The organism is Nocardia sp. alder85J, assembly GCF_020176955.2.
GTDB lineage: Bacteria > Actinomycetota > Actinomycetes > Mycobacteriales > Mycobacteriaceae > Nocardia.
This window is the reverse complement of record NZ_JAIUCZ020000001.1, coordinates 450,336-475,215: the sequence shown is the minus strand read 5'-3', so window position 1 is coordinate 475,215 and position 24,880 is coordinate 450,336. Positions and strand designations below refer to the sequence as shown.

Here is a 24,880-nt window from a genome sequence, read left to right as displayed (position 1 = left end):
ATGGAAATTGTCCAGGACCCGAGAGGTTCGGCGAACACGACGCGCCGAGGGATAGAACGGAGTTTCCACAGACCGGGTGCGCGACATCACCACCGTGCCGACACACGGCAATTTGCACCGGTGCGGTCGGCGTGTTGCTGTGCGCGCGCGTGGCCAGCATGCCGGACCCCCTTCACCAGTTGTGTTCAACAGTTCGGAGGGCCGGAAACCGCGGCGACCCGTTGGCGCAATCGTTCGGTGGTTCGAGTTGTCGCGGTTGTCGCGCACGCCCCGAAACGCCATAGACCGTAACAGAATAGAGCCTCCGTCGCAGGCATACGAGCGCGTGTCACGGGACCGAAACAGGGAAACTTGGCGTGACACAGCAGTTTTCGCGACATCAGCTAACAGTCGGCGAATAACGGACGGTAATCCGTTCGGAGCGAACACAACTCAGTGGACACGCACTCGGAACCCGATCGCACCGCTGTCATACCCGTCCCGTGACGACACCTCACACAGCCGAGGCGCAACCCACCCGCCACCCCGCCCGGACACCACCACCGGCCGGTGCCCGATTCGCCCGCTCCGCACCGCCGATCCCCGGCCCGGTAACCCTGCCCGCGAGGACACTTCCCCCTCTGCTCGGCGACGTCCCGAGCAGGCCGATGGCGCCGGCGCGGCCCGGCATCAGCCCTCCCACGGTTCGGCCCCGACTGTCACGGCCGGGTGACGACGGGGTAGCTGCGGCGGCCGTAGACGGCACCCGGCAGACTGGCCGGGTGAACGATCGACCGATTATCGCCGTCGTCTGCGCGTTCGCCGGAGCGCTGCTGTTCGCCGTCGCCGCGGTGGCGCAGCAGCGGGCGGCGGCCGACGTGCCCGAGGGTGAGGCGCTGCTGGCCCGGCTGATCCGCAGCCCGCGCTGGTGGGCCGGGCTGATCGGCGACGCGGGCGGGTTCGCGTTCCAGGTCGCGGCGCTGGCGTTCGGCTCGGTGCTGGTGGTCCAGCCCATCCTGGTGACAGCGCTGGTGTTCGCGCTGCCGCTGGCGGCGCACTACAGCGGCCGCCGGGTGACGGTGATGATGTGGGTGCAGGCCGCGGCGCTGTCGGTGGCGCTCGCGGTGTTCCTGGTGGTCGGCGATCCCACCGAGGGCGTCTCGTCGGTGTCGTGGCGGCACTGGGTGCTGCCCCTGGCCGTGATGCTCGTGGTGGTCGCGATCGCCGTGACGGTGGCGACCGTCTCCCGCGTGCCCGCGTTGCAGGCGCTGCTGCTGGGCGCCGCGGCGGGGCTGCTGTTCGGGCTGTCCTCGGCGCTCACCGAGTACGTCACCCAGCAGTTCGGCCACGGCCTGCCCGCCGTGCTGTCCTGCTGGCAGCTGTATGCCGTGGTGATCACCGGCGTGAGCGGTCTGTACCTCCAGCAGCGTGGCTATCAGGTCGGCCCGCTGGCGGCCTCGTTCCCGGCCTTCACCGTCGCCGAACCGCTGGGTGCGGCGGTCATCGGCCTGACCGTCCTGGCGGAGCGCCTGCGCAGCGGACCGCTCGGTACCGCCTTCGTGCTGCTGGCCGTGCTGGTGATGTGTGTGGAGGCGGTACGGCTTTCCCAGGAACAGGCCCGGACCCAGGAACCTGCCGAGAGCCCGGCCGGCGTCGGCTGATCCGCGCGCCGGTGCTCCTGCGTGACCGCGGGTTCCGCCCGGCACGATCTGTACCACGGCGTCGCGCGGGAGAACCCGCGCAACGATCGTGTTCGGGTGCCCCAGCATGACGCCCGGCTCCTCGGCGCGGTGGAACCAGGGGTTCAGGCCGCGGAGGTGACGCGGTAGACGTCGTAGACGCCCTCCACGTTGCGCACCACGTTCAGCAGGTGGCCCAGGTGTTTCGGGTCGCCCATCTCGAAGGTGAACTTGCTGATCGCGACCCGGTCGCCGGAGGTCATGACCGAGGCCGACAGGATGTTGACGCGCTCGTCGGCGAGCACCTTGGTGACATCGGACAGCAGGCGGGTGCGGTCGAGCGCCTCGATCTGGATCGCGACCAGGAACACCGACGACGGCGACGGCGCCCACTTCACCTCGATGATCCGCTCGGCCTGGGACTGGAGCGAGTCGGCGTTGGTGCAGTCGGTGCGATGCACGCTGACCGCGCCGCCGCGGGTGACGAAGCCCATGATCTCGTCGCCGGGGACCGGGGTGCAGCACTTGGCCAGCTTGGCGACCGTGCCGGGCGCGCCCGGCACCTCCACGCCGGCGTCGCCGAGGGTGCGTTGCCGCGAGGGCAGGGTGGAGGGCGTGCTGCGCTCGGCGAGCTCGTTCTCCACATCGCCGACGCCGCCGAGCTGGGTGACCAGCCGCTGCACGACGTGGTGCGCGGACACCTGGTTCTCGCCGACCGCGGCGTACAGCGCCGAGATGTCGGTGTAGTGCAGCTCGGTGGCCAGCGCGTTCATCGCGTCGACGCCCATCAGGCGATGCAGCGGCAGGCCGGTGCGGCGCACCTCCTTGCTGATCGCGTCCTTACCGGCCTCCAGCGCCTCCTCGCGGCGCTCCTTGGCGAACCACTGCCGGATCTTCGCCTTCGCCCGCGGCGACACCACGAAGTTCTGCCAGTCGCGGCTGGGACCGGCGTTCTGCGCCTTCGAGGTGAAGATCTCGACGACCTCACCGTTCTCCAGCTGCCGTTCCAGCGCCACCAAGCGGCCGTTGACCCGGGCGCCGATGCACTTGTGCCCGACCTCGGTGTGCACCGCGTACGCGAAATCGACCGGCGTCGACTTCTGCGGCAGCGTGATCACATCGCCCTTCGGGGTGAACACGAAGATCTCCGGCGACTTCAGGTCGAAACGCAGCGACTCCAGGAACTCCGCCGGGTCCGCGGCCTCCCGCTGCCAGTCCAGCAACTGCCGCATCCAGGCCATGTCGTCGACCTCGGCGATATCGCCGGAATGCTTGCCCTTGGTCTCCTTGTAGCGCCAGTGCGCGGCGATGCCGAACTCGGCGGTGCGGTGCATCTCCTGAGTGCGGATCTGCACCTCCAGCGGCTTACCGTCCGGGCCGACCACCGTGGTGTGCAGCGACTGGTAGACGCCGTACCGGGGCTGAGCGATGTAGTCCTTGAACCGGCCCGCCATCGGCTGCCACAGCGAGTGCACCACGCCGACCGCGGCATAGCAGTCGCGCACCTCGTCGCACAGGATCCGGATGCCGACCAGGTCGTGGATGTCGTCGAAGTCCTTACCCTTGACGATCATCTTCTGGTAGATCGACCAGTAGTGCTTCGGGCGACCCTCGACCACCGCGGTGATCCGGCTGGCCTGCAACGTGCTGACGATCTCGGCGCGCACCCGGGCCAGGTAGGTGTCGCGCGAGGGCGCGCGGTCGGCCACCAGGCGCACGATCTCGTCGTACTTCTTCGGATGCAGGATGGCGAACGCCAGATCCTCCAGCTCCCACTTGACGGTCGCCATTCCGAGCCGATGTGCCAGCGGCGCAATGACTTCCAGCGTCTCGCGGGCCTTCTTGGCCTGCTTCTCCGGCGGCAGGAAGCGCATGGTGCGCATGTTGTGCAGCCGGTCGGCGACCTTGATGACCAGCACCCGCGGATCGCGGGCCATGGCGATGATCATCTTGCGGATGGTCTCGGCCTCGGCGGCGGAACCCAGGTTGACCTTGTCCAGCTTGGTGACGCCGTCGACCAGGTGGGCGACCTCCTGGCCGAACTCCGCGGTCAACTCCTCCAGGGAGTAGCCGGTGTCCTCGACCGTGTCGTGCAGCAGGGCCGCGACCAGGGTGGTGGTGTCCATCCCCAGCTCGGCGAGGATGTTCGCCACCGCCAGCGGATGGGTGATGTACGGATCGCCCGATTTGCGGAATTGGTGAGCGTGCCGCTCGTCGGCCACGTCGAAAGCGCGCTGCAACAGTTGCAGATTGGCCTTCGGGTACAGCTCGCGATGGACAGTGGCCAGCGGCTCCAGCACCGGCTTCACCGCGGCGATACCCCGCTGACCGGTCATCCGGCGGGCCAGCCGGGCGCGCACCCGCCGCGAGGCGGAGGTCGGCACGGCGGCCGGACTACCGGGCTGGCGCATCGGCATGTTCCGAGGCGTGGGCGTGCTCACGTCGGAGGCGGGGGCGGCCGCGTGAGAGGCGTCGCTACCGGTCGATTGCCCGGCATTCGCCTTCTCCAGATGCGCAGTCATGCCACCACCTCTCCCGCCTCGATCGGACCACCCTATCCGACCGGTCCAACTGCTCAGACCACAACTTTAGTCCCGCCCGCCGACAACCGGGGGACCGCGCCACGACCCGAGGTTCTCCGGATGGTCACCGGGAGTTCGCGGGCATGTCGCCCCGGCGGGATCAGCCCGGCGCCGGACCGAATCGACCGGCCGCCCGGAGGTTTCGGCGCGACGCGAGCGCGTCCGGTCAGCCGGGTAGCGAGATGTCCGGTGGCGGTAGCGGCCGGCGGCTGAGTTCCCGGGCGTCGGCGGCGGGCAGGCCCAGCGTGCGCAACAGATCCTCGGTCATCCGATCCACCGAGTCGGCGTCGTCGCGATCCGGGTCGTCGTGCAGCAGCCGGCCCAGGCAGATGGCGGCCCCGGTGATCAGCGCGAGCGTCAATTCGATGTCGCCCACGGCGAATCGGCCCGCCGCCACGCCCGCGGCGAGGTCGCGGCGGACGCGGGGGACCAGGCCCTTCTCGTCGACGATCGGCGTGGTGGCCCAGTTGTTCAGCAGCACCTTGCTCAGGATCGGCTCGCGCCGGTGCAGCCGGCCCAGCAACCGGAAACTGCGGGCGAACACCTCGGCCGGATCGTCCAATTCGCCCGTCAGCACGTCGAATGTCGCGCCCAGCCCGTCCAGCGCCGACACCACCGCGGCGTGGAACAGCTGTTCCCGATCGGTGAAGTGGTTGTAGAACGAGCCCAGGCCGACATCGGCGGCGCGGGTGATGTCCAGGATGGGCGCATCGGGCCGGCCGTCGGCCAGAAACGACTGGGCCGCACCGATCAACGCGGCCCGGGTGCGGGCCTTGCGGCGTTCCAGGCGGTTGGGCTGGCTGCCGGCTGGTGCGGCCATTCGCGGACCCCTCTGCTCGGTGGACGCGACGAATCCGAGGCTAGCCGCGTGGTCGGTTTGTACGAAATCACCCTATCGGCAAATCTGAATATTTCGTCAGAACTGTATATACCATCTATTACTGATGTTCCGGATCGGTCGCCCCGGCCACGGCGATGCCACCGCTGCAAGCCCCGCCTGCCCCGATCCACACCGCCGCGCCGCTGGGTCCCCATCCGGTCGGGGTGCGGGTGCGGTCCTCCGACGTCGACGGTTACCGGATGCGCTTGACCACCTGGTATCCCGCCGAGCAGACCGGCGCGACGCCGTATGTCACCCCGGCCGGTATCCAGGGCACCGCCGTCCGTGACGCCCCACCCGATCGCACGCACGGGCCGTATCCGCTGATCGTGTTCTCCCCCGGCCTGGCCGGTCCCGGCGACGGCGACCGGTCCGGAAAAAAATCTTCGCGCGCGACCAAACCATGGCCCGGGGCTGGACGAAACCCATTGCGTACGGACCCGTCGTGGTCCGTGTGGCATGCAAGGATTTCCCTCGCCGCCGCACGGGGTCACGGTGTGCCCGGACCGCGGGGCCGCGGGCCTGTCGCGAAGATTCGCCGTTCCGAACAGCTCTGGAGGAATCACGCAGGTGCACCCGTGACCGGATACGAAGATTCGCCGTTCCCCCCACTGGCTCTGCCCTCGATGCCCGGTTCGTCCTGTCCGGTCGCACCGGTGACAGCGGATACGACGGGGGTGGCCCGGCTGGCCGCACTCGTCGCCGCGGTCGCGGACGGTGATCGGGGCGCGTTCACCGAGTTCTACCGGTGCACCAGCCATCGGGTGTTCGGGTTGGCATTGCGCATGCTCGGCAGTCGAGCGACGGCCGAGGAGATCTCGCAGGAGGTGTACTTGCAGGTATGGTCGCTGGCCGGTCGGTACGACGGCCGCATGTCCAGTCCGATGGGCTGGCTGATGATGCTCACCCATCGGCGCACGGTCGACCGGATCCGGGCCGACCTGTCCAGCTCGGGTCGCGATGCCGTCTATCAGGGCCTGCATCTGGTCCGGGACCACGACGTGGTGGCCGAGACAGTCGAGCACTCCCTCGAACGGCAGGCGGTGGTGCGCTGTCTGGATACCCTGACCGACCGGCAGCGCGACACCATCACCATGGCCTACTACGACGGGCTGACCTACAGCGAGGTGGCCGAACATCTGGGCACACCCGTGCCCACTGTGAAATCCCGTATCCGCGACGGGCTCAAACGCCTGTCGGCCTGCCTGACAGGAAGTGACCTGCGATGAGCACACCCGGGCGGCCGGATGTGGACCTGCTGGATCTGGCCTACCCTTACGCCCTCGACGCGGTCGGCGCGGCCGAGCGCACCGCCATCGAACATCGGCGGGCCCGCGCGCACCGGCTGATCGCCGCCGAATTCGACGCCATCGTGTACACCCTGCGCGACACCCTCGCCGGACTCACCGCCGTCGACGCGCAAGCCCCGCCCGACCATCTGGAGGATCGGGTGCAGCGCGCCCTGGACCGGATGTTGCGGGGAGCGGCGACGCCCGCCTCGGCGCGATGGCGGCGATCCCGGCTCGTCGCGGCGGCCGCCGTGATCGTCCTCGCGCTGGGTGCGGGTCTCGGTGTCGCGACCGCGATCCAGCACCTGTACCACCCGGGCTCCGGCGGTACGACCGGCGCGGCCGCGATCGACGCCGAACCGGATGCCCTGATCCGCGCGGCGGACACCGCGATCGGGGGCCGCCTGGAACTGCACTCGTCCGCCGCCCGTGCGGCGGCGGTGCTCACCTTCGACAGCGTGCCCGCACCGGAACCCGGCCGCTGCTACCAGATCTGGCTGGTCCCGGCCACCGGCGCACCCCGATCGGCCGTGGTCCTGAACGCCCTGCCCACCGGACCGGTGGCCGTCCCCTTCGGCACCTCCGACACCCTGGCCGTCACCGTGGAGCCGGACGGCGGCTCACCGGCGCCGACCTCCACCCCGATCGTGACCATCCCCGCCACCTGACGGAGCGGGGGTCGCTCGGCGCGTATCCCCGGCCGGGTCGAAACCCGCACGCAGGCAGCCACTCCCACGGCACTCCCGAAGGCCTGCCGGGGCCGCGGCCCGGACCGTGCCCGGAACGAACCGACCTGCTGACACCTGCCGCAGCCGACAGTATGCTGGGGCTGAGCTTGGCGAGCACGGCGAGGGGTCACGCGGATGCCACTGGAGCCCGGATCGGTTTTCGCCGGTCACACCATCGAGCGCGTGCTCGGCGTCGGCGGCATGGGGGTGGTGTATCTCGCGCGGCATCCGCGCCTGGAGCGGTCGGTCGCGCTGAAGGTGCTCAATACCAATGTCGGCGAGGACGGCCGGACCCGGGCGCGGTTCGAACGCGAGGCCACCCTGGCGGCCCGGCTGGACCATCCCGATATCGTGCCCGTCTACGACCGCAGCGGCCCGGACTCCGACACGCTGTGGATCTCCATGAAATACATTCCCGGCGGCGATACGTCCCAGTTGCTGGCGCAGGCCCGCGGGCCGCTGCCGATGCCGCGCGCGGTGCGGCTGATCACCGGCGCCGCTTACGGTTTGGACTATGCACACCAGCACGGGGTGCTGCATCGCGACGTGAAGCCCGCGAACATCCTCGTCGAACAGGACGAGCGCGGCCAGGAACGGGCGGTGCTCACCGATTTCGGGATCGCCCGCGCCGTCGACGAGGCCGAGACGACGACCGGGACCACCGCCACCTTCGCCTATATCGCGCCGGAACGACTGCGGGGCGAGCCGGTGGACAATCGCTCCGACGTCTACTCCCTCGGCTGCACGCTGTACGAATTCCTCACCGGCAGTACGCCGTTCCCACGTTCGGGAGCGGGCGCGCTGATCGCCGCCCATCTCGACGAGCCGCCGCCGCGGCCCTCGCTGACCCGGCCCGGACTGCCCGCGCGGTTCGACGCGGTGATCGCGACCGCCCTGGCCAAACGACCCGCCGACCGCTTCCCGACCTGTACCGCCCTGGCCGAGGCGGCGCAGCGCGTACTCGGTGAGGCGCAGCGGCCGACCACGGTGAATCCCTATCCGGCGGGCGGGTTTCCGTCGCGGTCCCAGCCGATCGTGCAGCACGCGTCGCCGCCGGGATACCGGCCGCAGACGGCCCCGCCGGTCGCTCCGCCGCCGACGTATCCGCCCGCGGCACAGACGCATCCGCCCGCAGGCCAGACCTATCCGCTCGCGGCACAGACCTATCCTGCGGCGGGACAGACCTATCCGCAGTATCAGCCACCGCGCCCGGCCCGCACCCGCACCATCGTGATCGCCCTGCTGATGGTGGTGCTCGCCGCCGCCGGGGTGGCGGCCGGTGTGTATTTCGGCCGCGACCGCCCCACCCCGGTGGCGATCGACTCGACCACTCCCACCACCCCACCCGCGGCGGGCATCCAGTTGCTCGACGACGGGGTCCGGATCGGAACGCCCAACGCGCCCACCACGATCGACATGTTCAACGAACCGATCTGCCCGCCGTGCGGCAAACTGCTGACGACCTTCTCCCCCGACATCCAGAGCGGTATCGACTCCGGCAGGCTCGCCGTCCGATTCCACCTGCTGGATTTCCTCGACGATCGGTCGGCCAGCCGGAACTATTCCACCCGCGCGGTCGCGGCCACGCGCTGCGTCGCCCAGTCCGGTGACGCCGTGGCCTATCTGAAGACCTATCAGGGCCTGTTCACCCCGAACTTCCAGCCCTCGGAGGACGGGCGCACCGACCACAGCGACTCCGACCTCGCCCAGCTGGCCCGCGGCGCCGGGGCCTCGGCCGCCACCGCCGACTGCATCACCTCCGGCCGCCTGATGGACCTGGCCCGGGCCACCGCGGCCCAGGGTGAGGACCGGCTCGACGAGCTGATGCCCGGCGGCTATTCCACCCCGGCGGTCTTCGAGGGCACCGTCAAGGTCGACACCAGCCGATCCGACTGGGTCACCCGGCTCAACTGACCGGCGGACCGAGCCGGTCCAGGAAGGGCAGCAGTGCGGCGAGGTAGGCGCCGGGGTCACGGCTCCACAGATCGTGCCCGGCGCCCGCGATCGTCACCACGTCGACGCTCGGCAGCGCGGCGCGCCACCGCTGCGCGAGTTCGTCGGTGACGATGCTGCTGGGCCGATCGCCACGCAGAACCAGCACCGGGCAACGCAATTCAGCCAGCCGATCCCACAGCGGTACCTCCCGGCTCTCCGCCACCACCCGCCGCACCGCGTGCTCGGGCATACGCTCGGCGACGGCGACCCCGCGGATCCGCGCGCCCAGCTGCTGATCCGCGAAGGCCGCGGGCAGCCCGACGTGGCGGGCCTGATAGTCGCCGACGACCAGTCCGGCCACCGCGCCCGGCGATTCGAGCGCGTAGCCGAGGGCATACGACGAACCCCGGGAGAAGGCGACCAGGACAGGCCGCCGCAACCCCAGCGCCGTCACGACGGCACGCAGATCGCCGATGTGATCCGCCCAGGTGTATCCGGATTCCGGGGTGTCGCTGCCGCCGCGTCCGCGCAGATCCGCGACGACCACCCGGCGCTCGCCCAGCCGGTCGAGCAGCCACGCGTATTCCCCGGCGTACTCCCCCATTCCGGGCACCACCAGCACCGGCGGCGCGCCGCCGGCACACCCGTTGTCCAGGACGTGCAGCCGGACACCGGCATTGTCGACGAAGACCGATCGCGCCTCGCCGCCGGAGGTGCCGTCGCTCGCGGTGGTCATCGCCGTCTCCTCGTCCACCCCCGCGACCGGGTGGCCGCGGCCGTGCCGTCGATCGTGATTCTCGCCGACGGCCGCCGCGGTGGTCACCGGTTTCACACGCCGACCGCGGACGCGTCGTCGGGATCCAGGGCCAGCGCCTCCAGTTCGCGCTGGGCCCAGAACAATCGGCCGGTGTACTCCATCGGCTCGGCGCACGCCGCGAAATAGGTCAGCATGCGGGCGGGAACCGTCATGGGCACGGCGACGCTGGTGTCGAGACCGGACTCCCGCGCCCGCAGTTCGACGATCTCGGTCGCCACCAGGCCGGGCATCAGGCCGATGACGGCGATGTTCAGCTGGGCGAGTTCGGGAGCGAGGACGTTGCCGAGCCGATCGAGCGCCCGCTTGCTGGCGTAGTAGCCGGGCACGGCGAGGCTGAAATCGCCGACCTTCTCCAGTTTCGGCGGTTCCTCCGGCAGCCGGAAGACCTCCCCGCTGCCGGTGGTGACGTTGAGGATGCGGCCCCCGCCCCGGGCCGCCATGATCGGCGTCACCAGCTGCATGAGTGTGAACGGCGCGTGCACGTTCACCGCGAACTGGTACAGCCAGTCGGCCCGGGTGAGATCCAGGAATCGCGTGGACCAGAAGTCGCCGGCGGTCGCGGCGGCATTGTTGACCAGGACGTCCACCCCGCCGAACCGCTGCACGGCGGCCTCGACGAGGCTGCCCAGCGCGTCCTCGTCGGCGAGATCGGTCGGCACGGCCAGCCCTTCCGCCCCGAGTTCCTCGATCTGCGCCAGGGTTTCCGCGACCGTGCCGGGCAGTGCGCCACCGGGAGTCACGGTCCGCGCGGCCAGGACCAGTTTCGCGCCGCGGCGCGCGAACCCGCGGGCCGCCTGCCGGCCGATCCCCCGGCTCGCACCCGTGATGAGCACGACTTTTCCGGTCAGATCCAGTTCCGATTGTCGTTGCACGGCGATCACACCTCTCACATCCATTTGAACTGAGTTCAAATGGATCGTATCGGCGGCGCACCGTGACGGGAAGCCCCCGGCCCGAATTCGCCCACCGAACCGTCCGTGGCGCACCGCGTTTCACCCGCGCCGGACTGCGTATCATGGCCACGATGCCGCCCGACCGACCTCCCGCCCAGCCGCGCCAGCGGGCCATGCTGGGCAACACCCGGTCGCGGGAAACCAGGCAGGCGCTGGTCCGCGCCGCCCTCCGGCTGTGGGCCGGGGGCGATTTCGACCACGCCTACGAGACCAGTTCGGCGGCCGATATCGCGCGCGCCGCCGGAGTCAGCAAGGGCACCTTCTATTTCCACTTCGCCGGCAAGGAGGACATCCTGCTGGAGATGACCTCGGCGACGGCCCGCACCATGCTCGACCGGATCGAGACCGGCAGTCGGGCGGACGTGCCCTTGCGGACACTGACCGATCAGGTGGTGACGGCGATGGCCGACCGGGTCGTGCGCGCTCCCCGCGGGGCGGCCGCGCGGGCCGGCGCCCTGGGCTCCAAGGCACGCGCCGGCGAGGTGACCCTGGCCGGCCCCCGGCTCGGTGACGCCTTCGAGGCCCTGGCCCGCTACGGCGCGCGGCGCGGCGAACTCGGCGCGGCGATCGCCCCGGCGGACACAGCCGCGATGCTGACCGCGGTGACCGTGGACGCCGTCATCCGCTGGGGCGCGAGTGATCATCCGTCCGAGTGGCTGCACCGCACCCTGTGCGAGCGCGCCCGGGTCGTCCTGAACGGTGTGGCACACACCGACCAACACTGAGACCGGGCAACCACCGTCGCCGATGCGCGACACTGGCACCATGTCGCATCCGGCCCTGCACGCCCGGCCCCGCTGGCAGCGCACCGGCCACGCCTACTTCCCGACCGCGGCACTGGTCGACGGCCACTGGTGGGTGCTGCGGATCAACAGCTTTCCCGACCATCCGCTCTGGACACTGTTCATCGACGGCGAGCGCTGTTTCGATGTGGACGACGCGCCCCCGGCCTGGGGCGAGCCCGCCGCGTTCTCCGCACCGTCGCTGGACGAGGTCACCGCCGCGCGGGTCGTCGGGCCGATCCAGGATTTCGTCGGCTACGGCAGCGAGATCGGCGATCCCTGCGACAACCCGTTCTGCTGCGGCTGACATCGTCGGTCCGGAAGACGCTCCGGGCCGCACTGGAGCCGTTACCGCGAGCGGCCACGCCACACTGTGGCAGGCGGGCATCCACCCGGGAATCCGCTAACGTCCCGGACATGACCGTGGTCCGTTCACTGTTGTTGTTCCTGCTCGCGGCCCTGGCCGAGATCGGCGGCGCATGGCTGGTGTGGCAGGGGTGGCGGGATCATCGCGGAGTGCTGTGGATCGCGGCCGGGGTGGTGGCGCTCGGGGCGTACGGCTTCGTCGCCACCTTCCAGCCCGATCCGAACTTCGGCCGGATCCTCGCCGCGTACGGCGGCATCTTCGTGGCCGGATCGCTGGCGTGGGGCATGATCGTGGACAAGTTCCGGCCCGACCGCTTCGACGTGATCGGCGCGGCGCTGTGCCTGGTCGGCGTCGCGGTGATCATGTACGCCCCGCGCCGCTGACCGCTCACTCGATCCGGAACACCGGGAAGCCGGGGGCGATCGCGGTCAGCTCCGCGTCGGAGGCGTCCTTGGTGACGCCCTCGAAGAAGCGGCCCACCTCCCAGCCCCACTTCTGGAGGTAGAGCCGCAGCACCGGAATCTTGTCCGCGTCGGCCACCTCGACGGCGGTGAACGCCTCGGTGCGCCGGCCCAGCCGCAGCTCACCGGACCCGGCGACCCGCAGGTTGCGCACCCACTGGGTGTGGCCGCGCGGCGCCACCAGGTAGCGCCCCCCGTCGGCATCGACGAGCAGGTTGACCATGGTGGTCCGCCATTCGCCGGACTTGCGACCCCGCACCGCCAGCAGTCGCGAGCCCGCGACGCTGATCCCGAGGCGCGGCAGCCAGTTGGCGAGCTTGTTGAAGATCGGATCGAAGCCGGTGGGGCTCAGGTAACGGGTGTCCGCCGCGTTCATGACTACTCCTCACTTTCGAGAGCATCGCTCTCTGTTCATGACCCAGTCTGCGCCCCCCGCCGCCCTCGAGTCAAGAGCAGTGCTCACATTTCCGCCCCGTTCACCGACCGCCGATTCCGCCCGGAGCAGATCACCCCACCCGGCGCAAAGTCCACCCCACAGCAGCTCCGCAGCGCCGAGAAGCCCCCGATCATCCTTCAGCACAAGGCATTTCGCCGCACCACACCGCCCCCGGTCACCCCCGAGCAGGCATATCCCGAGTGTTCTCGGCCCGTCTCGATTCTGGACTGACGGAGCGGGGGAGCGAAGCGGAGGAGCGGAGGAGGGAAGAATCGAGACTAAGGGGCCGAGAACCCGCCGCAGCAAAGCGGAGGCCAAAAATACAGAAGGCCAGGAATACAGCTCACGGCGGCGGAACCTTGCGGTCCGATTCGGCGCCGACCGAGGACAGGTCCCGGTCGGGTCGCTCCGCGCTGGGACGTGGCGGCGCGGTGCGGGGGGCGGTGGTGTGGGGGCGAGTCGGGGTGGGTGCCCACTGTTCCGGCATCGCGCGCCTGCGGCCCGTGCCGACGCGCGGTTCCACGGTGATGGGCCTGGTCCACGGCGTCACCGGGCTCTCGGCGCTGTCGTGATCGGCCGTGGTCCCGGCGCGCGACTTCGTACGATCGGCGGTGGTCTGCGGCGTTTCGTCAGCGGCCGACTGTTGCGCGGCCTCGCGCGAGGAGCCGGATCCGGGTCGCTCGTCGGCGGATACCCGCCCGCCGCCCTTCCGGGCCGCCGTCCGGTCGCCGGTGTGGGGACTGCCGGTACGACGACCCCCGGTATCGACATCGGGCCGATCGGCGGCCGGAGTCCGCTCGGCGGTGCGCCGGCGCGCCTCGGATCGGTCCCCGGTGGTGATCCCCCGGCCGTCCGGGCCGCTGCCGGAACCTCGGTCACCGCCACGCCCGGCCGCCGGGTCGTCACCGCGCTTCGCCGGTTTCGGCTCCGCGTCCGGGGAGGGTTTCGCCGCATTGTTGATCGGCGTGAAGACCTGTGCGCCAATGGCTTCGGGTGCCACGGCCGCTCCACCCACGAGATCGGGACCGTCGAGCGGCTCGATGGCGTCGAAACCCACGATGCCGTCGAATCCCGTGACACCCGGCGTCACACCCCCACCGGCGAGCCCGCCGGGCACACGTTCGCGGCGAGTCGTGGCCATACCGCCCCCGGCCGCGCCGAGACCGGCGAGAGCGCTGGTGGCCATGCTCTCCAGACCCGACATCCCGGCCATCCCGGCACTGCCACCGGATGCCGTTGCGCCCGGTCCGGCGGCCGTGCCGGCAGCCGCGAGATCGCCGGCACTCGGCAGTGTGGACTCCACGGGAGTCACGGCATCACCGGGCGCGGCAACCTCGGCAGGAGCCGTTGTGGCACCGAATGTCTCGGCACCGGCGCCGGATCCGGGCACTGCGCCGGGACCGGCGGCGGTCGAATCACCGAGCGCGGCACCATCACCCGGCGCCCCGGAACCATCCGGTGCGGCAGCGACATTCGGCATCCCAGCGCCATCCTGCCCGGCAGCACCACCCGGGACCGCGACATCGGCTTGCCCACCGGCATGATCCGGCACCCCAGCGCCATCCTGCCCGGCAGCAATGCCCGGCGCCCCGGCACCATCCTGCCCGGCGGCTCCGCCGTGCCCGGCCGCGCTCGCCCCGGCGCCGTTCGCACCGGGCGCGGTGCTGTGGGAACTCCAGCGCCGCAACAGATTGTCGAACTGGGCGGCGTGCGGGCGCGCCGCATCGGCCACCGCCGAGGCCGAGCCGAGCGCCACCCGGCGGACCTGTTCGCGGATCTCGTCGACGATGGCGTCCACGTCCGCCCGCTCGTCGCCGGATTCGCGGCCGGACGCGGGCGAGCGGCCGCGCGTGGTGACCGCGTCGATGCGGTGCACCGCCTCCTCGTACAGATCCAGGATCTTGTGCTGGGCGCGGGCGGTGATGGCGACGAAGTCGTCGAGCATCGCGTTCAGCGCGTAGAGGGCGCCGCCGAGGTCACGGAGGTCGGCGGTGCGGGTGTCCATCGCCGTCCGGATCGACTCCAACGCGCGGCTGGACACCACGGCGTCATCGAAGCGGTGGCAGGCCTGCTCGGCGGGCCCGTGGTCGAAGGAGTCGGCCGCACTGCGCACCGACGACGCCAGATGCTCCCATTGCCGCTGTGGCCAGTTGTCTCCGACGATCAGCGGCCAGTACGGGCCCTGTCCAGGTTCCGGCACGGCTGAGGGCTCTCGTCAGACGACGGCACCGGAGAAGATGGTGCGATCCCACATCTCCTGGGCCCCCTCGGGGGTCTCGTATGCGGACTGGCGGCGCGGCGGCGCGGCGGGTGCGTTCGCGACGGCCCGGCCGCCCTGCTCGTCCATCTCCGCCATCCGGTCGCCCACGCCACGGACCGCGTCGGCGTATCCGGAGCCGTAGTCCGAGGGCGGCGCGGCGGCCGCGCCGTCGAGGGCGGGCAGCACCGAGGACAGCTGGCCCAGCACCGCGTCGTCGATCGGGCTCGGACCCGCACCGGGTGCCACCGTGTTCCGCAACTCCCCCACGGCGTTCTGGAAGACACTCCAGGCATTCTGCACACCCTGGTCGAAGGCCAGGGCGGCTTCGTGCGCGGCATCCGTATCGGCATGAAAGAGATCGCTCATGCGGTCAATCCTTCCCTCGAAGCGGTTCGGAGCAATCCCTACTATCCGGCATTCTCGGTACTGGGAATCGCGCCGGGAGCGGTGGCGACCGGGCGCTCACACGCGGCGAAAGTTAGCCGACACAATGAAATTGGCTTGTTTCAGGCGCTCGAGCGCGGGCAAGCCAGGGATATGAGTCAACGCTACACTTACCGTTATCGTGGGTCGGTCACCGCTGCGGGCATCGTCAGCGCCGTCGGTGGCATCTTCGCTCTGATCGAAGCCGTCTACATCCTGATGCTGCTGTTGCACGCCAACCAGGGCAATGGATTCTTCCGATTCATCAAATCGCTGGCCGAACCGCTGGCACTGTTCTTCCCGGGGTTGTTCAGCCTGGACAACGCCGACCTCAACATCATCCTCAATTACGGTCTGGCAGCGATCTTCTGGCTGATCGTCACCGGATTCATCGCACGAGTGGTGGCGCGGATCTAGTCCGGCTCCGACCGACTCGGTGCGAGCCCGACTCAGTGTTCGCGCGGAGTGAGGAACTCCAGCCTGTGGTGGTGGAGGAATTCGAAAGCCGGCGCCCAATGACCGGTGAACACATCGTCCTCCCGGCCGACCGTGCGCACCGACGCGTCACCGGCGTTCGGATCCTCGCAGACCACCCGGGCCTCATGGCGGCCCCCACTCACGGGGCCGGTGTCCAGATCGACCGTGCCGCCGGAACCGACCGACTGCCACGGCATATCGATACCGGCCCCCGCGATCCGGCATACGTGACCGGCCCGTTCGCCGGTCACGTGGGCGGTGACGGTGCCGCCACCGTGCATGGCGGCCGATGGCGTCGCCGAAGCGGTGGCGGCGCCTACCACGAAGACCGCGCCGACCGCACACCCGAGTCCTACGGTGATCCGGTTCATGACGATCCGAGCTTACTGAGGATCATCCACCACGACAAGCCGTAGTACTCCTTTCCCGGGCTAACGACGGACGATCGAGGTCACGGGATAATCACCCTGTCGCTCACGGCCACCCAGGAAGCTCAGTTCCAGCACCACCGCCGCGGCCACCACCTGCGCGCCCGCCGCGGCGAACAGCTCCGCCGCCGCGGCCAGGGTGCCACCGGTCGCCAGCACATCGTCCAGCAGCAGCACGCGGCGCCCGGCGAGATCGATTCCGTCCGCGGGGATCTCCAGCGCCGCCGAACCGTATTCCAGGGTGTATTCCCGGGAGAGCACCGGGGGCGGCAGTTTGCCCGCCTTGCGGACCGCCACGACGCCGGTACCACGCACGGCCGCCACGCCGGCCCCGAGCAGGAAGCCGCGGGCATCGACACCGGCCACCAGATCGGCGTCACCGGCGAGATCGCCCAGATAGTCGATCACCGCATGGAAACCGATCGCATCGGCGAACACCGGCGTCAGATCCGCGAAACGCACGCCGGCGGTGGGGAAGTCGTCGTGCCAGCGGGTCAGCCGCTCCACCGCGCCGGCCGCCCGCGCCGACCGCTCCCCGGCGGACTCCGCCGTTTCCGTCATCGTGTGCTTGTTGCTCATCCGCACCCACTCCTCATCCCAAGTGCTCACCGCTGCAACACCCAGCGGTCCATGTTCCAGCCCGCACCGGCCTTGGTGGGGCTCACGATCCCGTTCACCAGTCCGTCACCGAAGGCGACGGTGCGCGGCGTGGCGAACAATGGTACCGACGGCATATCGGTCCACAGCAGATTCTCGGCTTCGGTGTTCGCGCTGAGAACGTCCGCCGAAAAGTCATCCGCCGCAAGCTGATCGGTGAGCGAATCGTACCGGCCGTTACTGTAGTGGCCGAAATTCAGGCCCTGACCGCTGTGCAGCGACACCGTGGCACCCACCCCGGTCAGCGTTCCCGAGGGGCCCGGAGCCCCCGCGGTGCCGCCGAGCGCCGCATCCACCTTGTCGCCGAGTTCGGTCGGTGAGAAGTCCGGGGCGCCCGCGTCCACCACGGTGATCCCGGCGGCCTTGCAGGCATCGGCGATCATCGACACGGTCTGCGCGCGCCGGTCGTCGGGGGCGAGGTAGCCGATGCGCACGGTCGGATCGGCGCCGAGCGCGCGGGCCTGACCCGCGGCCGCGTCACCGGTGCGGTATTTGTCCGCACCACCGGACACCACCGGGTAGTACAGCGAATCCGCCTGCACGATACGGGAATTGAGCGGTCCGGCGCCGAGGCCCGATTTCACGTCGAAGCCGGGGTGACCCAGCTTGTCGTACAACGACTGCCGCGGCAGGCACGACGCGAACGCGCGCCGGGCATCGGCGCTGCCGAACACCCCGCCGGTGGACAACACCAGCTGTTCGGCGCCGCGACTGGGCACCTGCTGCACCGAGAATCCGCTCAGGCTCAGATCTTTCACCGAACCGGCGCCGACGTCGACCACGGCCACCGCCTTGTCGGCCACCTTCTTCCGCAGATCGATGTTTTTGGGCAGCAACACGATTCGAGGCGTACGCGCCGCGTTACCCCACCAGCGGTCGTTCTTGACCAGCACGATTCCGTCGGTGGCGCTGACGGATTCGATCCGATACGGGCCCGAGGACGGGAACACCTTGGGATCGGTCGTGCCCTGGTTCAGCATCCAGCCGTTGTTCCAGAACTGGGCCAGCTTCTCGAGCGTCGCCTGATCACCGCTCTGCACCGGCTTCACCACATCCGGCACCCCGGCCACCTGGGCGACCACGTGCGCGGGCATCAGATCGGCGGCGGTGAACAGCGTCTGCCAGGCCAGGAAGTGCCGCTCGGCGCGGAAGGTGACCGTCGCGCTCTTGGCGCCGGGCTGGCAGTCCACCCGCTCGATGTCGGAATAGCCCGCGGTGCTGGCCGCGTCGAACATCGGGGCGCCGCCGGGCCGGGTGAACCGGCCGCTGCGCGCCGCCCACTCCAGCACCATGTCGTCACAGCTGGTCGGCACGCCGTCGGAATAGACGCCGTCCGGATTCAGCCGGTACTGGATGGTCTGCGAATCGCCCGGCACCTGTTTGGCCGTGCCGTAATCGGTGTCGGCGACCGGCTGCCCGTCCGGCCCGGTGTAGAAGAACCCGGTCAGCACCCGCGGAAACAGCGCCGCCGCACCACCGTTGGCGCCCAGGGTGCTGCCGCCGTTGTAACTGGCGGGCAGGGCGTCCACCGCATACCCGATGGACGGCACCTGATTCTTGCTCGAACATCCCGCGAGCAGCCCGGCGGCGAGCGCGCCTGCCGCCAGTACCGCCCACATCCGGCGACTCGTGCGGCGGGCCCGCCGCCCCCAGCTCACGGCTCAGTTCCTTCTCTTGGTCCGCTTCCCGCTGGGCCTGGCACCCGGTCTCGGGCCGGCCCCGACCTCCTGCGCCTCGATCGCGCGGGCGGCACTGGCCGCCGCCGCCCGTTCGGCCGCCAGCGCGCCGATCCGCGCATTGCCCACGGCGGCCCGCTTGGAGAGCACCCGCTTGGTGTGCGCGGCCACCGGCCCGAACCGCTCCTTGAGCGACACCAGCAGCGGCACCGCGAAGAAGATCGACGAATAGGCGCCGACGACCATGCCGACCAGCTGTACCAGCGCCAGATCCTTCAGCGTGCCCACACCGAGCAGCCACACCGCGATCACCAGCATCGCGACGATCGGCAGCACGCCGATGATCGTGGTGTTGATCGAGCGCATCAGCGTCTGGTTCGCCGCCAGATTGGCCTGCTCACCGTAGGTCCGCCGGGTCAGGTGCAACACCCCGCGGGTGTTCTCCTCGACCTTGTCGAAGACCACCACGTTGTCGTACAGGACATAGCCGAGGATGGTCAGCAGGCCGATCACCGCCGCCGGGGTGACCTCGAAACCGACCAGCGAATAGACCCCGGCGATCACGATCATGTTGAAGAACAGCGAGGCGATCGAGGCGAAGGCCATGTCGCGCTCGAACCGGATCGAGATGTACACCATCGTCAGCAGCACGAACACCACCAGCGCGATGAGCGCCTTCCGGGTGACCTGCCCACCCCAGGTGGAGCTGATCTCCGCGACGCTGATCGTGTTGCGGCTGGCCTGGCCGTTGGTGTCCTTCGGATGGAAGGCGTCGAACAACGCGTTCTGTACCTTGTCCGCTTCGTCGCTCTTCAGCGTGTCGGAGCGGATCTCGATCGCCGCGGCCGATCCGGCGCCGACCCGCTGCGTCGACACCGGCTTGTGCCCGAGCGCGTCCGCGTAGACGTTCTCCACCTGCGAGGTGGTGACGGTGCCGTTGGTCGGCAGCTGGATCCGGGTGCCACCCACGAAGTCGATACCCAGGGTGAACCAGCGCACGCTGATGCTCGCGATCGAGATCACCAGCAGCAGCGCGGCCAGCCCGTAGTAGAACCGGCGGCGGCTGACGATCCGGAAGCCGCCGGTGCCGGTGTAGAGCCGCTCGAAGAACCCGTGCCGCTCCGCCGTCTCGATCGGCTCGTCGACCTCGGCGTCGAGAACCGGAGTGGGATTGCTCATTACGCTTCCTTCCCCGCCAGCACGCGGGCGCCGGCCTTGCGTTCACGGGCGATCTGCTGCACAGCGCCGAGACCGTTGACCGAGGGCTTCGCGAAGAACGGCGATCGCGAGGCCATCATCATCAGCGGCGCGGTGACCAGATAGAGCACGATCACGTCGAGGACGGTGGTCAGGCCGAGAGTGAAGGCGAAGCCCTTCACCTGCCCGGCGGCCAGGACGTACAGGACCACGGAGGCGATCAGGCTGACCGTCTTACCGGAGAGGTTGGTGCGCTGCGCCCGGGCCCAGCCGCGCGGCACCGCCGAGCGGAAGCTGCGGCCCTCGCGCATCTCGTCCTTGATCCGTTCGAAGAACACCACGAACGAGTCGGCGGTCATACCGATACCGATGATCAGACCGGCGATACCGGCCAGGTCCAGGGTGAAGTGGATCCACCGGCCCAGCAGCACGATGATGCCGTACACCGCGAAACCCGAAGCGACCAGCGAGAATCCGGCCAGGAAGCCGAGCATGCGGTAGTAGGCCAGGCAGTACAGCAGCACGGCGATCAGGCCGATGCCACCGGCGAGCAGACCCGCGTGCAGCGAGGACAGGCCCAGCGTCGCCGACACCGTCTCCGCCTCGGACGTGGCGAACGACAGCGGCAGCGAACCGTACTTCAGCGAGTTGGCCAGTTCCTTGGCCTGACTCTGGGTGAACTTGCCCGAGATCTCGGTGTTGCCGCCGACCTGACCGGCCGCCTGCACCTGCGGGGCGCTGACCACCTGCGAGTCCAGCGTGAACGCCAGCTGCTTCTGGTAGTAGTCCGAGGTCAGCTGACCCCAGGTCTTGGCGCCGCCGGACTTGAAGGTCACGTCGACCACCCATTGCGACGACTGCTGGTTCAGGCTCGCGGTGGCTCCGTCGATCTCCTGGCCGTCGAGCTTGCTCTTGTCGAGCAGGTACACACCCGTGCCGTCGGTGGAGCAGGCCACCAGGGGCAGGTTCGGATCGTCGTTGCCCGCCAGCGGATCCGGCTTCGAGCAGTCCAGCGACTGCAACGCCAGCGCCTGGATCTGCGGATCGGTGCTCTGCCGCAACGCCTTCGCGTCGGCGATCTCCTTCTGCGCCTGCTGCTGCGGGGTCAGGCCGCCGACCGGCGCCGGCGTCGGGGTCGGGGTCGCGGGCGCCGCGGTGGGCGCGGGCGCGGTGCTGGCCGCCGGGGCGGGCGGGGCCGGGGGCTCCTCGGGAGCCGGCTCCGGATTCGGCGCCTGGGCCGGGAACACCCGGTTCTGTGCCGCGGGGGCGGAATCGTCGCCCGGGACCACCTCGGCGGGCGCGAATCGGCCGCCGGTCCCGCGACCGGCGGGGCCGCGGCGGGGCCGGGGCCGGAGCGGGCGCGGCGGCCGGGGCCGGCTCGGCCGGCGGGGCCGGGACGGGCTGCTCGCCGGGCGGGGGGGCATCGGCGCCGGGCGCGGGCTGCGGGGCGGTCTGCGGCGGCACCTGCTGCTGCGGCGCGACGCCACCGCTGCGTTGCGCCTGGCCGGACTGCAACACCGGGCGGACGTAGAGCTTCGCGGTGGTGGCCAGCGACTTGGCCTGCTGGCCGTCCGCGCCGGGCACCGTGATCACGACGTTGTCGCCGTCGATCCGAACCTCCGACCCCGACACGCCGAGGCCGTTGACCCGGGATTCGATGATCTGCTGGGCCTTCTTCAGGCTGTCCTGACTCGGCTTACCACCGTCCGGGGTGCGGGCGGTGAGGGTGACACGCGTGCCACCCTGCAGGTCGATGCCGAGCTTGGCCTGCGGAGATTTGTCCGCAGTGAAGAAGATCAGCGCGTAGATCAACGCCACGAGCGCCGCGTAGACGCCGATGATTCGCAGCGGATGCCCCGTTCCCTTGGAAGGTGGCACAGTCGTTTCTCCTAGGCGGGTCGTCGGTGGAACGTGCGGACACGCTACAGCGCCGTCGCACCACTCGGGAGGGGTGCGTCGGCGCTGTCGCGGATCAGTCCTTGGTCAGCCGGTTCGGGTCCGCGGCCGCGTCGCCCGCCTCGGCGCCGTGGGCGGTATCGCCGGTGCCATTGGCCGAGGTGGTGCCGTTGGTGTGCGGCGCGGCAGTGCCCTCGGCGGCCGCGGTGCCGTCGGCCGAGTCGAGTTCCGGGGTCGCCACGGCGTCGTCCACGGCCGCAGCCTCGTCGGCATCGATCGGCTCGGCGGCCGCGTCGGTGTCCTCGGTGCGGATGTCACGGATCGAGGCGCGCAGCCACGTGGTGACGACATCCTCGGCGATCTCGAGGTCGACGGTCGTGTCGTCGGCGTCGATCACAGTGCCGAACAGCCCCGACGTGGTGGTGACGCGGTCGCCGACCTTCAGGCCCGACTGCATGGTGTTGACCTTTTCCGCTTCGCGCTTCTGGCGGCGGACGCCGAGGAACATCGGCACAAGCAGGGCTACCAGTAGCAGCGGAAACAGCAGTTCCATCGTCGTCGTCGGTCCCTAGTCTGTGGGGTGGTCTGGGTGCGTACCCCAACAGTCTGCCAGCTAGCGCTGGTCCTGCCACATTCGCACGCCTACAGTTCGCGGATTTGTCGGCATTGCGGGTACTCCCTGCTCACCGGGCGGCCGGTTTTCCGGCTATCGGAGAGCGTCCCGGCCGTACGCGTAATCGTCGAGCGGGAAGCTCACCGCCTCGCGGTGGGTGGTGACGGTGCTGTTCGGCCGCAGCAGCGCCGCCTCGCCGTGCTGGTTGAAGTAGTAGCTGCGCGCGCCGCGGCAGTCACCGGCGTAGAACACCGAGGAGTCCAGCTTGGCGGTCACATAGTCGAGGAAGCGGGTGTTGGCCGCCTCGGTCACCTCGAAGACCTGCTCGCCGCGCCGGGACAGCTCCCCGAACAGCCGGGCCATGTGCTTCATCTGCGCCTCGATGGTCGTGAAATACGACAGGCCGCTGTACGAATAGGGGCTGTTCAGCGACAGGAAATTCGGGAAGCTCGGCACGGTGATGCCCTCGTATGCCTGGAATCGGTGGTCGCGCCAGAACTTTCCGAGGTTCAGCCCGTCCCGGCCGATGATCTCGAAGGCCGGGAAGTTGACGTCCCACAGATTGAATCCGGTGGCCAGCACGAGCGTGTCGATCTCGGTCCGGTGCCCGTCGGCGGTGACGATGCCGCCCGCGTCGAGGTGATCGATCGAGCCGGTCTCCAGCCGCACGTGCGGATCGTTGAAGGTACGGAAGTAGGTGTTGGAGAAGGTGGGCCGCTTGCAGCCGAAGTCGTAGTGCGGGGTGAGTTTGCGCCGGGTCTCCGGATCGCGGACCTGGGCGCGCAGATGCGCCTTGGCCAGCAGCGCGGCGGCGCGATTGCCCAGCCGGGCCTGCTTGAAGTGCAGCACCCCGGTCACCATCAGCAGTTCCAGCGCGCTCGTGTTGAGCAGCCGGGCCGCCTTCTGGGTGACCGGCACCCGGGCGAACACCCGTCGCACGGCCTTCGGGATGGCCGTGTCGACCTTCGGCACCACCCAGATCGGGGTGCGCTGGAAGACCGTGAGCGCCGCTGCCCGCTCGGCCACCTTCGGCACCAGCTGGACCGCCGTGGCGCCGGTGCCGATGATCGCGACGCGGCGATCGCGCAGGTCGTAGTCGTCGTCCCAGGCCGTGGTATGCAGGATCCGGCCGCGGAAGGCGTCGATCCCGGGAAACGGCGGGGTGTAGGGCTGGGACAGGAATCCGGTGGCGGCGAGCAGATACCGGGCGGTCAGCGTCTCGCCGGATCCGGCCGCGCGATCATCGACGGTGACCACCCACTGCTCGTGCTCGTCGTCCCAGCGCGCGCCGGAGACGCTGCGCCCGAACCGCATCCGGCGGCGCAGATCGTACTTGTCCGCGACGTGCGCGGCGTATTGCTTCAGTTCCGTGCCCGGCGCGAACAGCCGCGACCAGTTCGGATTGGGCTCGAACGAATACGAATAGGTGACCGAGGCGATGTCCACCGCCAGCCCCGGATACCGATTGACGTGCCAGGTGCCGCCGAGATCGTCCTCCCGTTCCAGGATGACGAACTCGCGCAGGCCGAGCCGGTCGAGCTGGATTCCGGCGCCCATCCCGCCGAATCCGGCCCCGACCACGATCGCGTCGTACTGAGGCGCCACAGTGAACCTCCCCGCTACTCGAAGTATCCGTTACAGGATGACACATTATTCTGCGCCGGGATGCCCGGCAATGGACGGAAACCGGCCGACCCGGCCGCATCCTGCCGGACGGGTTGCGACAATGGGCGCGTGACTCCCCACGAAGTGCGACGGATGCGGTTCGGCCGGGCGCCGATCGGGCATCGCGGCTACGACGCCGCCGAGGTGGATGCGTTCCTGGAACTGGTGGCACAGGCCCTCGGCGGCCACGCCGCCCTGTCCGCCGCCACGATTCGCGGCGTCGAATTCCGGACCGCGCCGCTGGGCCATCGCGGCTACGACCGCGACGAGGTCGACGAATTCCTCGATCAGGCCTGCCTGGAGCTGGAGTTCGCGCGGCGCGGCGCGTTGCGGCCGCCGGGCGACCGCACGGTGCTGACCCCGGCGGATGTGCAGCGCACCCAGTTCTCCGGCCCGCCGTTCGGCCACGCCGGCTACGCCGCCGACGAGGTCGACCTGTTCCTGGACCGGGTCGCCGCCACCCTGGCCCACATCGGCCCGAACGGGCTGACCGGCACCGACGTACTCACCGTGAATTTCGGCCTGGCCCACGCGGGGACGGCCGCCTACCGGATCGACGAGGTGGACGCCTTCCTGGAGGTCGTGGTGCGGGCGCTGCCCGGCGGTGAGGCGCTGCGCCCGTTACCCGGCGGTGAGCCGTTCGTGCGACCTCTGCCCGGCGGGTCACCCGCGGTCTGAGCCCGCCGGATCACCGGTCCAC

The 24,880-nt window shown here is 70.0% G+C and carries 22 protein-coding genes and 1 pseudogene; 9 read left to right on the top strand and 14 right to left on the bottom strand.

What is annotated here, in order from left to right; genetic code table 11:
- The first annotated feature begins 761 nt into the window (after positions 1–761).
- Positions 762–1,640, top strand: a complete 879-nt coding sequence (locus LBW94_RS02210; RefSeq protein WP_225056599.1) for a DMT family transporter — start codon at positions 762–764, stop codon at positions 1,638–1,640.
- Positions 1,641–1,783: 143 nt separating this feature from the next.
- Here LBW94_RS02210 and LBW94_RS02205 read toward each other — a convergent pair whose 3' ends face one another.
- Positions 1,784–4,180: a RelA/SpoT family protein gene (locus LBW94_RS02205; RefSeq protein WP_225056600.1), complete on the bottom strand. Its 2,397-nt coding sequence runs from the start codon at positions 4,178–4,180 to the stop codon at positions 1,784–1,786.
- A 226-nt stretch (positions 4,181–4,406) separates the two neighbouring features.
- On the bottom strand, positions 4,407–5,060 hold the full coding sequence (locus LBW94_RS02200; RefSeq protein ID WP_225056601.1) for a TetR/AcrR family transcriptional regulator: 654 nt from the start codon (positions 5,058–5,060) through the stop codon (positions 4,407–4,409).
- 638 nt (positions 5,061–5,698) lie between these two features.
- Here LBW94_RS02200 and sigK point away from each other — a divergent pair.
- The 3 genes from sigK (at position 5,699) to LBW94_RS02185 (ending at position 9,051) form a co-directional block, all read left to right on the top strand.
- Positions 5,699–6,349 (top strand): ECF RNA polymerase sigma factor SigK, encoded by a 651-nt coding sequence (gene sigK, locus LBW94_RS02195; protein WP_323137784.1) that lies wholly within the window; start codon positions 5,699–5,701, stop codon positions 6,347–6,349.
- The gene (locus LBW94_RS02190) at positions 6,346–7,077 is read left to right on the top strand and encodes an anti-sigma factor domain-containing protein (RefSeq protein WP_225056602.1); all 732 of its coding nucleotides are present in this window, start codon (positions 6,346–6,348) and stop codon (positions 7,075–7,077) included. The genes sigK and LBW94_RS02190 overlap by 4 nt, the downstream gene beginning before the upstream one ends.
- A 195-nt stretch (positions 7,078–7,272) precedes the next feature.
- Positions 7,273–9,051 (top strand): serine/threonine protein kinase PknE, encoded by a 1,779-nt coding sequence (locus tag LBW94_RS02185; protein WP_225056604.1) that lies wholly within the window; start codon positions 7,273–7,275, stop codon positions 9,049–9,051.
- Here the strand turns inward: LBW94_RS02185 and LBW94_RS02180 are convergent.
- Both LBW94_RS02180 and LBW94_RS02175 read right to left on the bottom strand, forming a co-directional pair.
- Complete coding sequence (locus LBW94_RS02180; RefSeq protein WP_225056606.1) at positions 9,044–9,904, bottom strand: alpha/beta fold hydrolase; 861 nt, start codon at positions 9,902–9,904, stop codon at positions 9,044–9,046. The genes LBW94_RS02185 and LBW94_RS02180 overlap by 8 nt on opposite strands.
- Positions 9,901–10,761, bottom strand: coding sequence for an SDR family NAD(P)-dependent oxidoreductase (locus tag LBW94_RS02175; RefSeq protein ID WP_225056607.1), 861 nt, complete (start codon positions 10,759–10,761; stop codon positions 9,901–9,903). The genes LBW94_RS02180 and LBW94_RS02175 overlap by 4 nt, the downstream gene beginning before the upstream one ends.
- 152 nt (positions 10,762–10,913) lie before the next feature.
- On the opposite strand from LBW94_RS02175, the gene LBW94_RS02170 reads away from it, so the two are divergent.
- From LBW94_RS02170 to LBW94_RS02160, 3 genes are all read left to right on the top strand, one after another.
- Positions 10,914–11,567 (top strand): TetR/AcrR family transcriptional regulator, encoded by a 654-nt coding sequence (locus LBW94_RS02170; protein WP_225056609.1) that lies wholly within the window; start codon positions 10,914–10,916, stop codon positions 11,565–11,567.
- Positions 11,568–11,607: 40 nt separating this feature from the next.
- Positions 11,608–11,931 (top strand): hypothetical protein, encoded by a 324-nt coding sequence (locus LBW94_RS02165; protein ID WP_225056611.1) that lies wholly within the window; start codon positions 11,608–11,610, stop codon positions 11,929–11,931.
- Positions 11,932–12,041: 110 nt separating this feature from the next.
- Positions 12,042–12,374, top strand: coding sequence for a YnfA family protein (locus tag LBW94_RS02160; protein ID WP_225056612.1), 333 nt, complete (start codon positions 12,042–12,044; stop codon positions 12,372–12,374).
- Positions 12,375–12,378: 4 nt separating this feature from the next.
- Here LBW94_RS02160 and LBW94_RS02155 read toward each other — a convergent pair whose 3' ends face one another.
- The 3 genes from LBW94_RS02155 to LBW94_RS02145 all read right to left on the bottom strand — a co-directional run bounded on the left by LBW94_RS02155 (position 12,379) and on the right by LBW94_RS02145 (position 15,514).
- A complete protein-coding gene (locus LBW94_RS02155; RefSeq protein WP_225056614.1) occupies positions 12,379–12,828 on the bottom strand; it encodes a nitroreductase/quinone reductase family protein in 450 nt (149 codons plus the stop codon).
- A 403-nt stretch (positions 12,829–13,231) separates the two neighbouring features.
- Positions 13,232–15,088 carry a hypothetical protein gene (locus LBW94_RS02150; protein WP_225056616.1) on the bottom strand — a complete coding sequence of 619 codons (1,857 nt, stop codon included), beginning with the start codon at positions 15,086–15,088 and terminating at the stop codon, positions 13,232–13,234.
- 15 nt (positions 15,089–15,103) lie between these two features.
- Positions 15,104–15,514, bottom strand: coding sequence for a hypothetical protein (locus tag LBW94_RS02145; protein ID WP_225056617.1), 411 nt, complete (start codon positions 15,512–15,514; stop codon positions 15,104–15,106).
- Here LBW94_RS02145 and LBW94_RS02140 point away from each other — a divergent pair.
- Entirely contained in the window at positions 15,497–15,988 is a 492-nt protein-coding gene (locus LBW94_RS02140; protein ID WP_225056619.1) for a hypothetical protein, read from the top strand. The two genes, LBW94_RS02145 and LBW94_RS02140, sit on opposite strands and share 18 nt — an antisense overlap.
- Positions 15,989–16,020: 32 nt before the next feature.
- Here LBW94_RS02140 and LBW94_RS02135 read toward each other — a convergent pair whose 3' ends face one another.
- The 7 genes and pseudogenes from LBW94_RS02135 to LBW94_RS02105 form a co-directional block, all read right to left on the bottom strand.
- Positions 16,021–16,419, bottom strand: coding sequence for a hypothetical protein (locus LBW94_RS02135; protein WP_225056620.1), 399 nt, complete (start codon positions 16,417–16,419; stop codon positions 16,021–16,023).
- Between the two features lie 60 nt (positions 16,420–16,479).
- Positions 16,480–17,037, bottom strand: a complete 558-nt coding sequence (locus LBW94_RS02130) for an adenine phosphoribosyltransferase (RefSeq protein WP_225056682.1) — start codon at positions 17,035–17,037, stop codon at positions 16,480–16,482.
- A gap of 44 nt (positions 17,038–17,081) precedes the next feature.
- On the bottom strand, positions 17,082–18,752 hold the full coding sequence (locus LBW94_RS02125; protein ID WP_225056684.1) for an ABC transporter substrate-binding protein: 1,671 nt from the start codon (positions 18,750–18,752) through the stop codon (positions 17,082–17,084).
- A 42-nt stretch (positions 18,753–18,794) separates the two neighbouring features.
- On the bottom strand, positions 18,795–19,988 hold the full coding sequence (secF, locus tag LBW94_RS02120) for a protein translocase subunit SecF (protein ID WP_225056621.1): 1,194 nt from the start codon (positions 19,986–19,988) through the stop codon (positions 18,795–18,797).
- Positions 19,988–21,884 (bottom strand): annotated as a pseudogene (gene secD / locus LBW94_RS02115) (protein translocase subunit SecD). The gene secF and the pseudogene secD overlap by 1 nt, the downstream one beginning before the upstream one ends.
- 94 nt (positions 21,885–21,978) lie before the next feature.
- A complete protein-coding gene (gene yajC / locus LBW94_RS44350) occupies positions 21,979–22,455 on the bottom strand; it encodes a preprotein translocase subunit YajC (RefSeq protein ID WP_416276840.1) in 477 nt (158 codons plus the stop codon).
- A 153-nt stretch (positions 22,456–22,608) separates the two neighbouring features.
- On the bottom strand, positions 22,609–24,120 hold the full coding sequence (locus LBW94_RS02105; RefSeq protein WP_225056623.1) for a flavin-containing monooxygenase: 1,512 nt from the start codon (positions 24,118–24,120) through the stop codon (positions 22,609–22,611).
- 129 nt (positions 24,121–24,249) lie between these two features.
- On the opposite strand from LBW94_RS02105, the gene LBW94_RS44170 reads away from it, so the two are divergent.
- Complete coding sequence (locus LBW94_RS44170) at positions 24,250–24,858, top strand: DivIVA domain-containing protein (protein ID WP_323137783.1); 609 nt, start codon at positions 24,250–24,252, stop codon at positions 24,856–24,858.
- Positions 24,859–24,880: the final 22 nt, after the last annotated feature.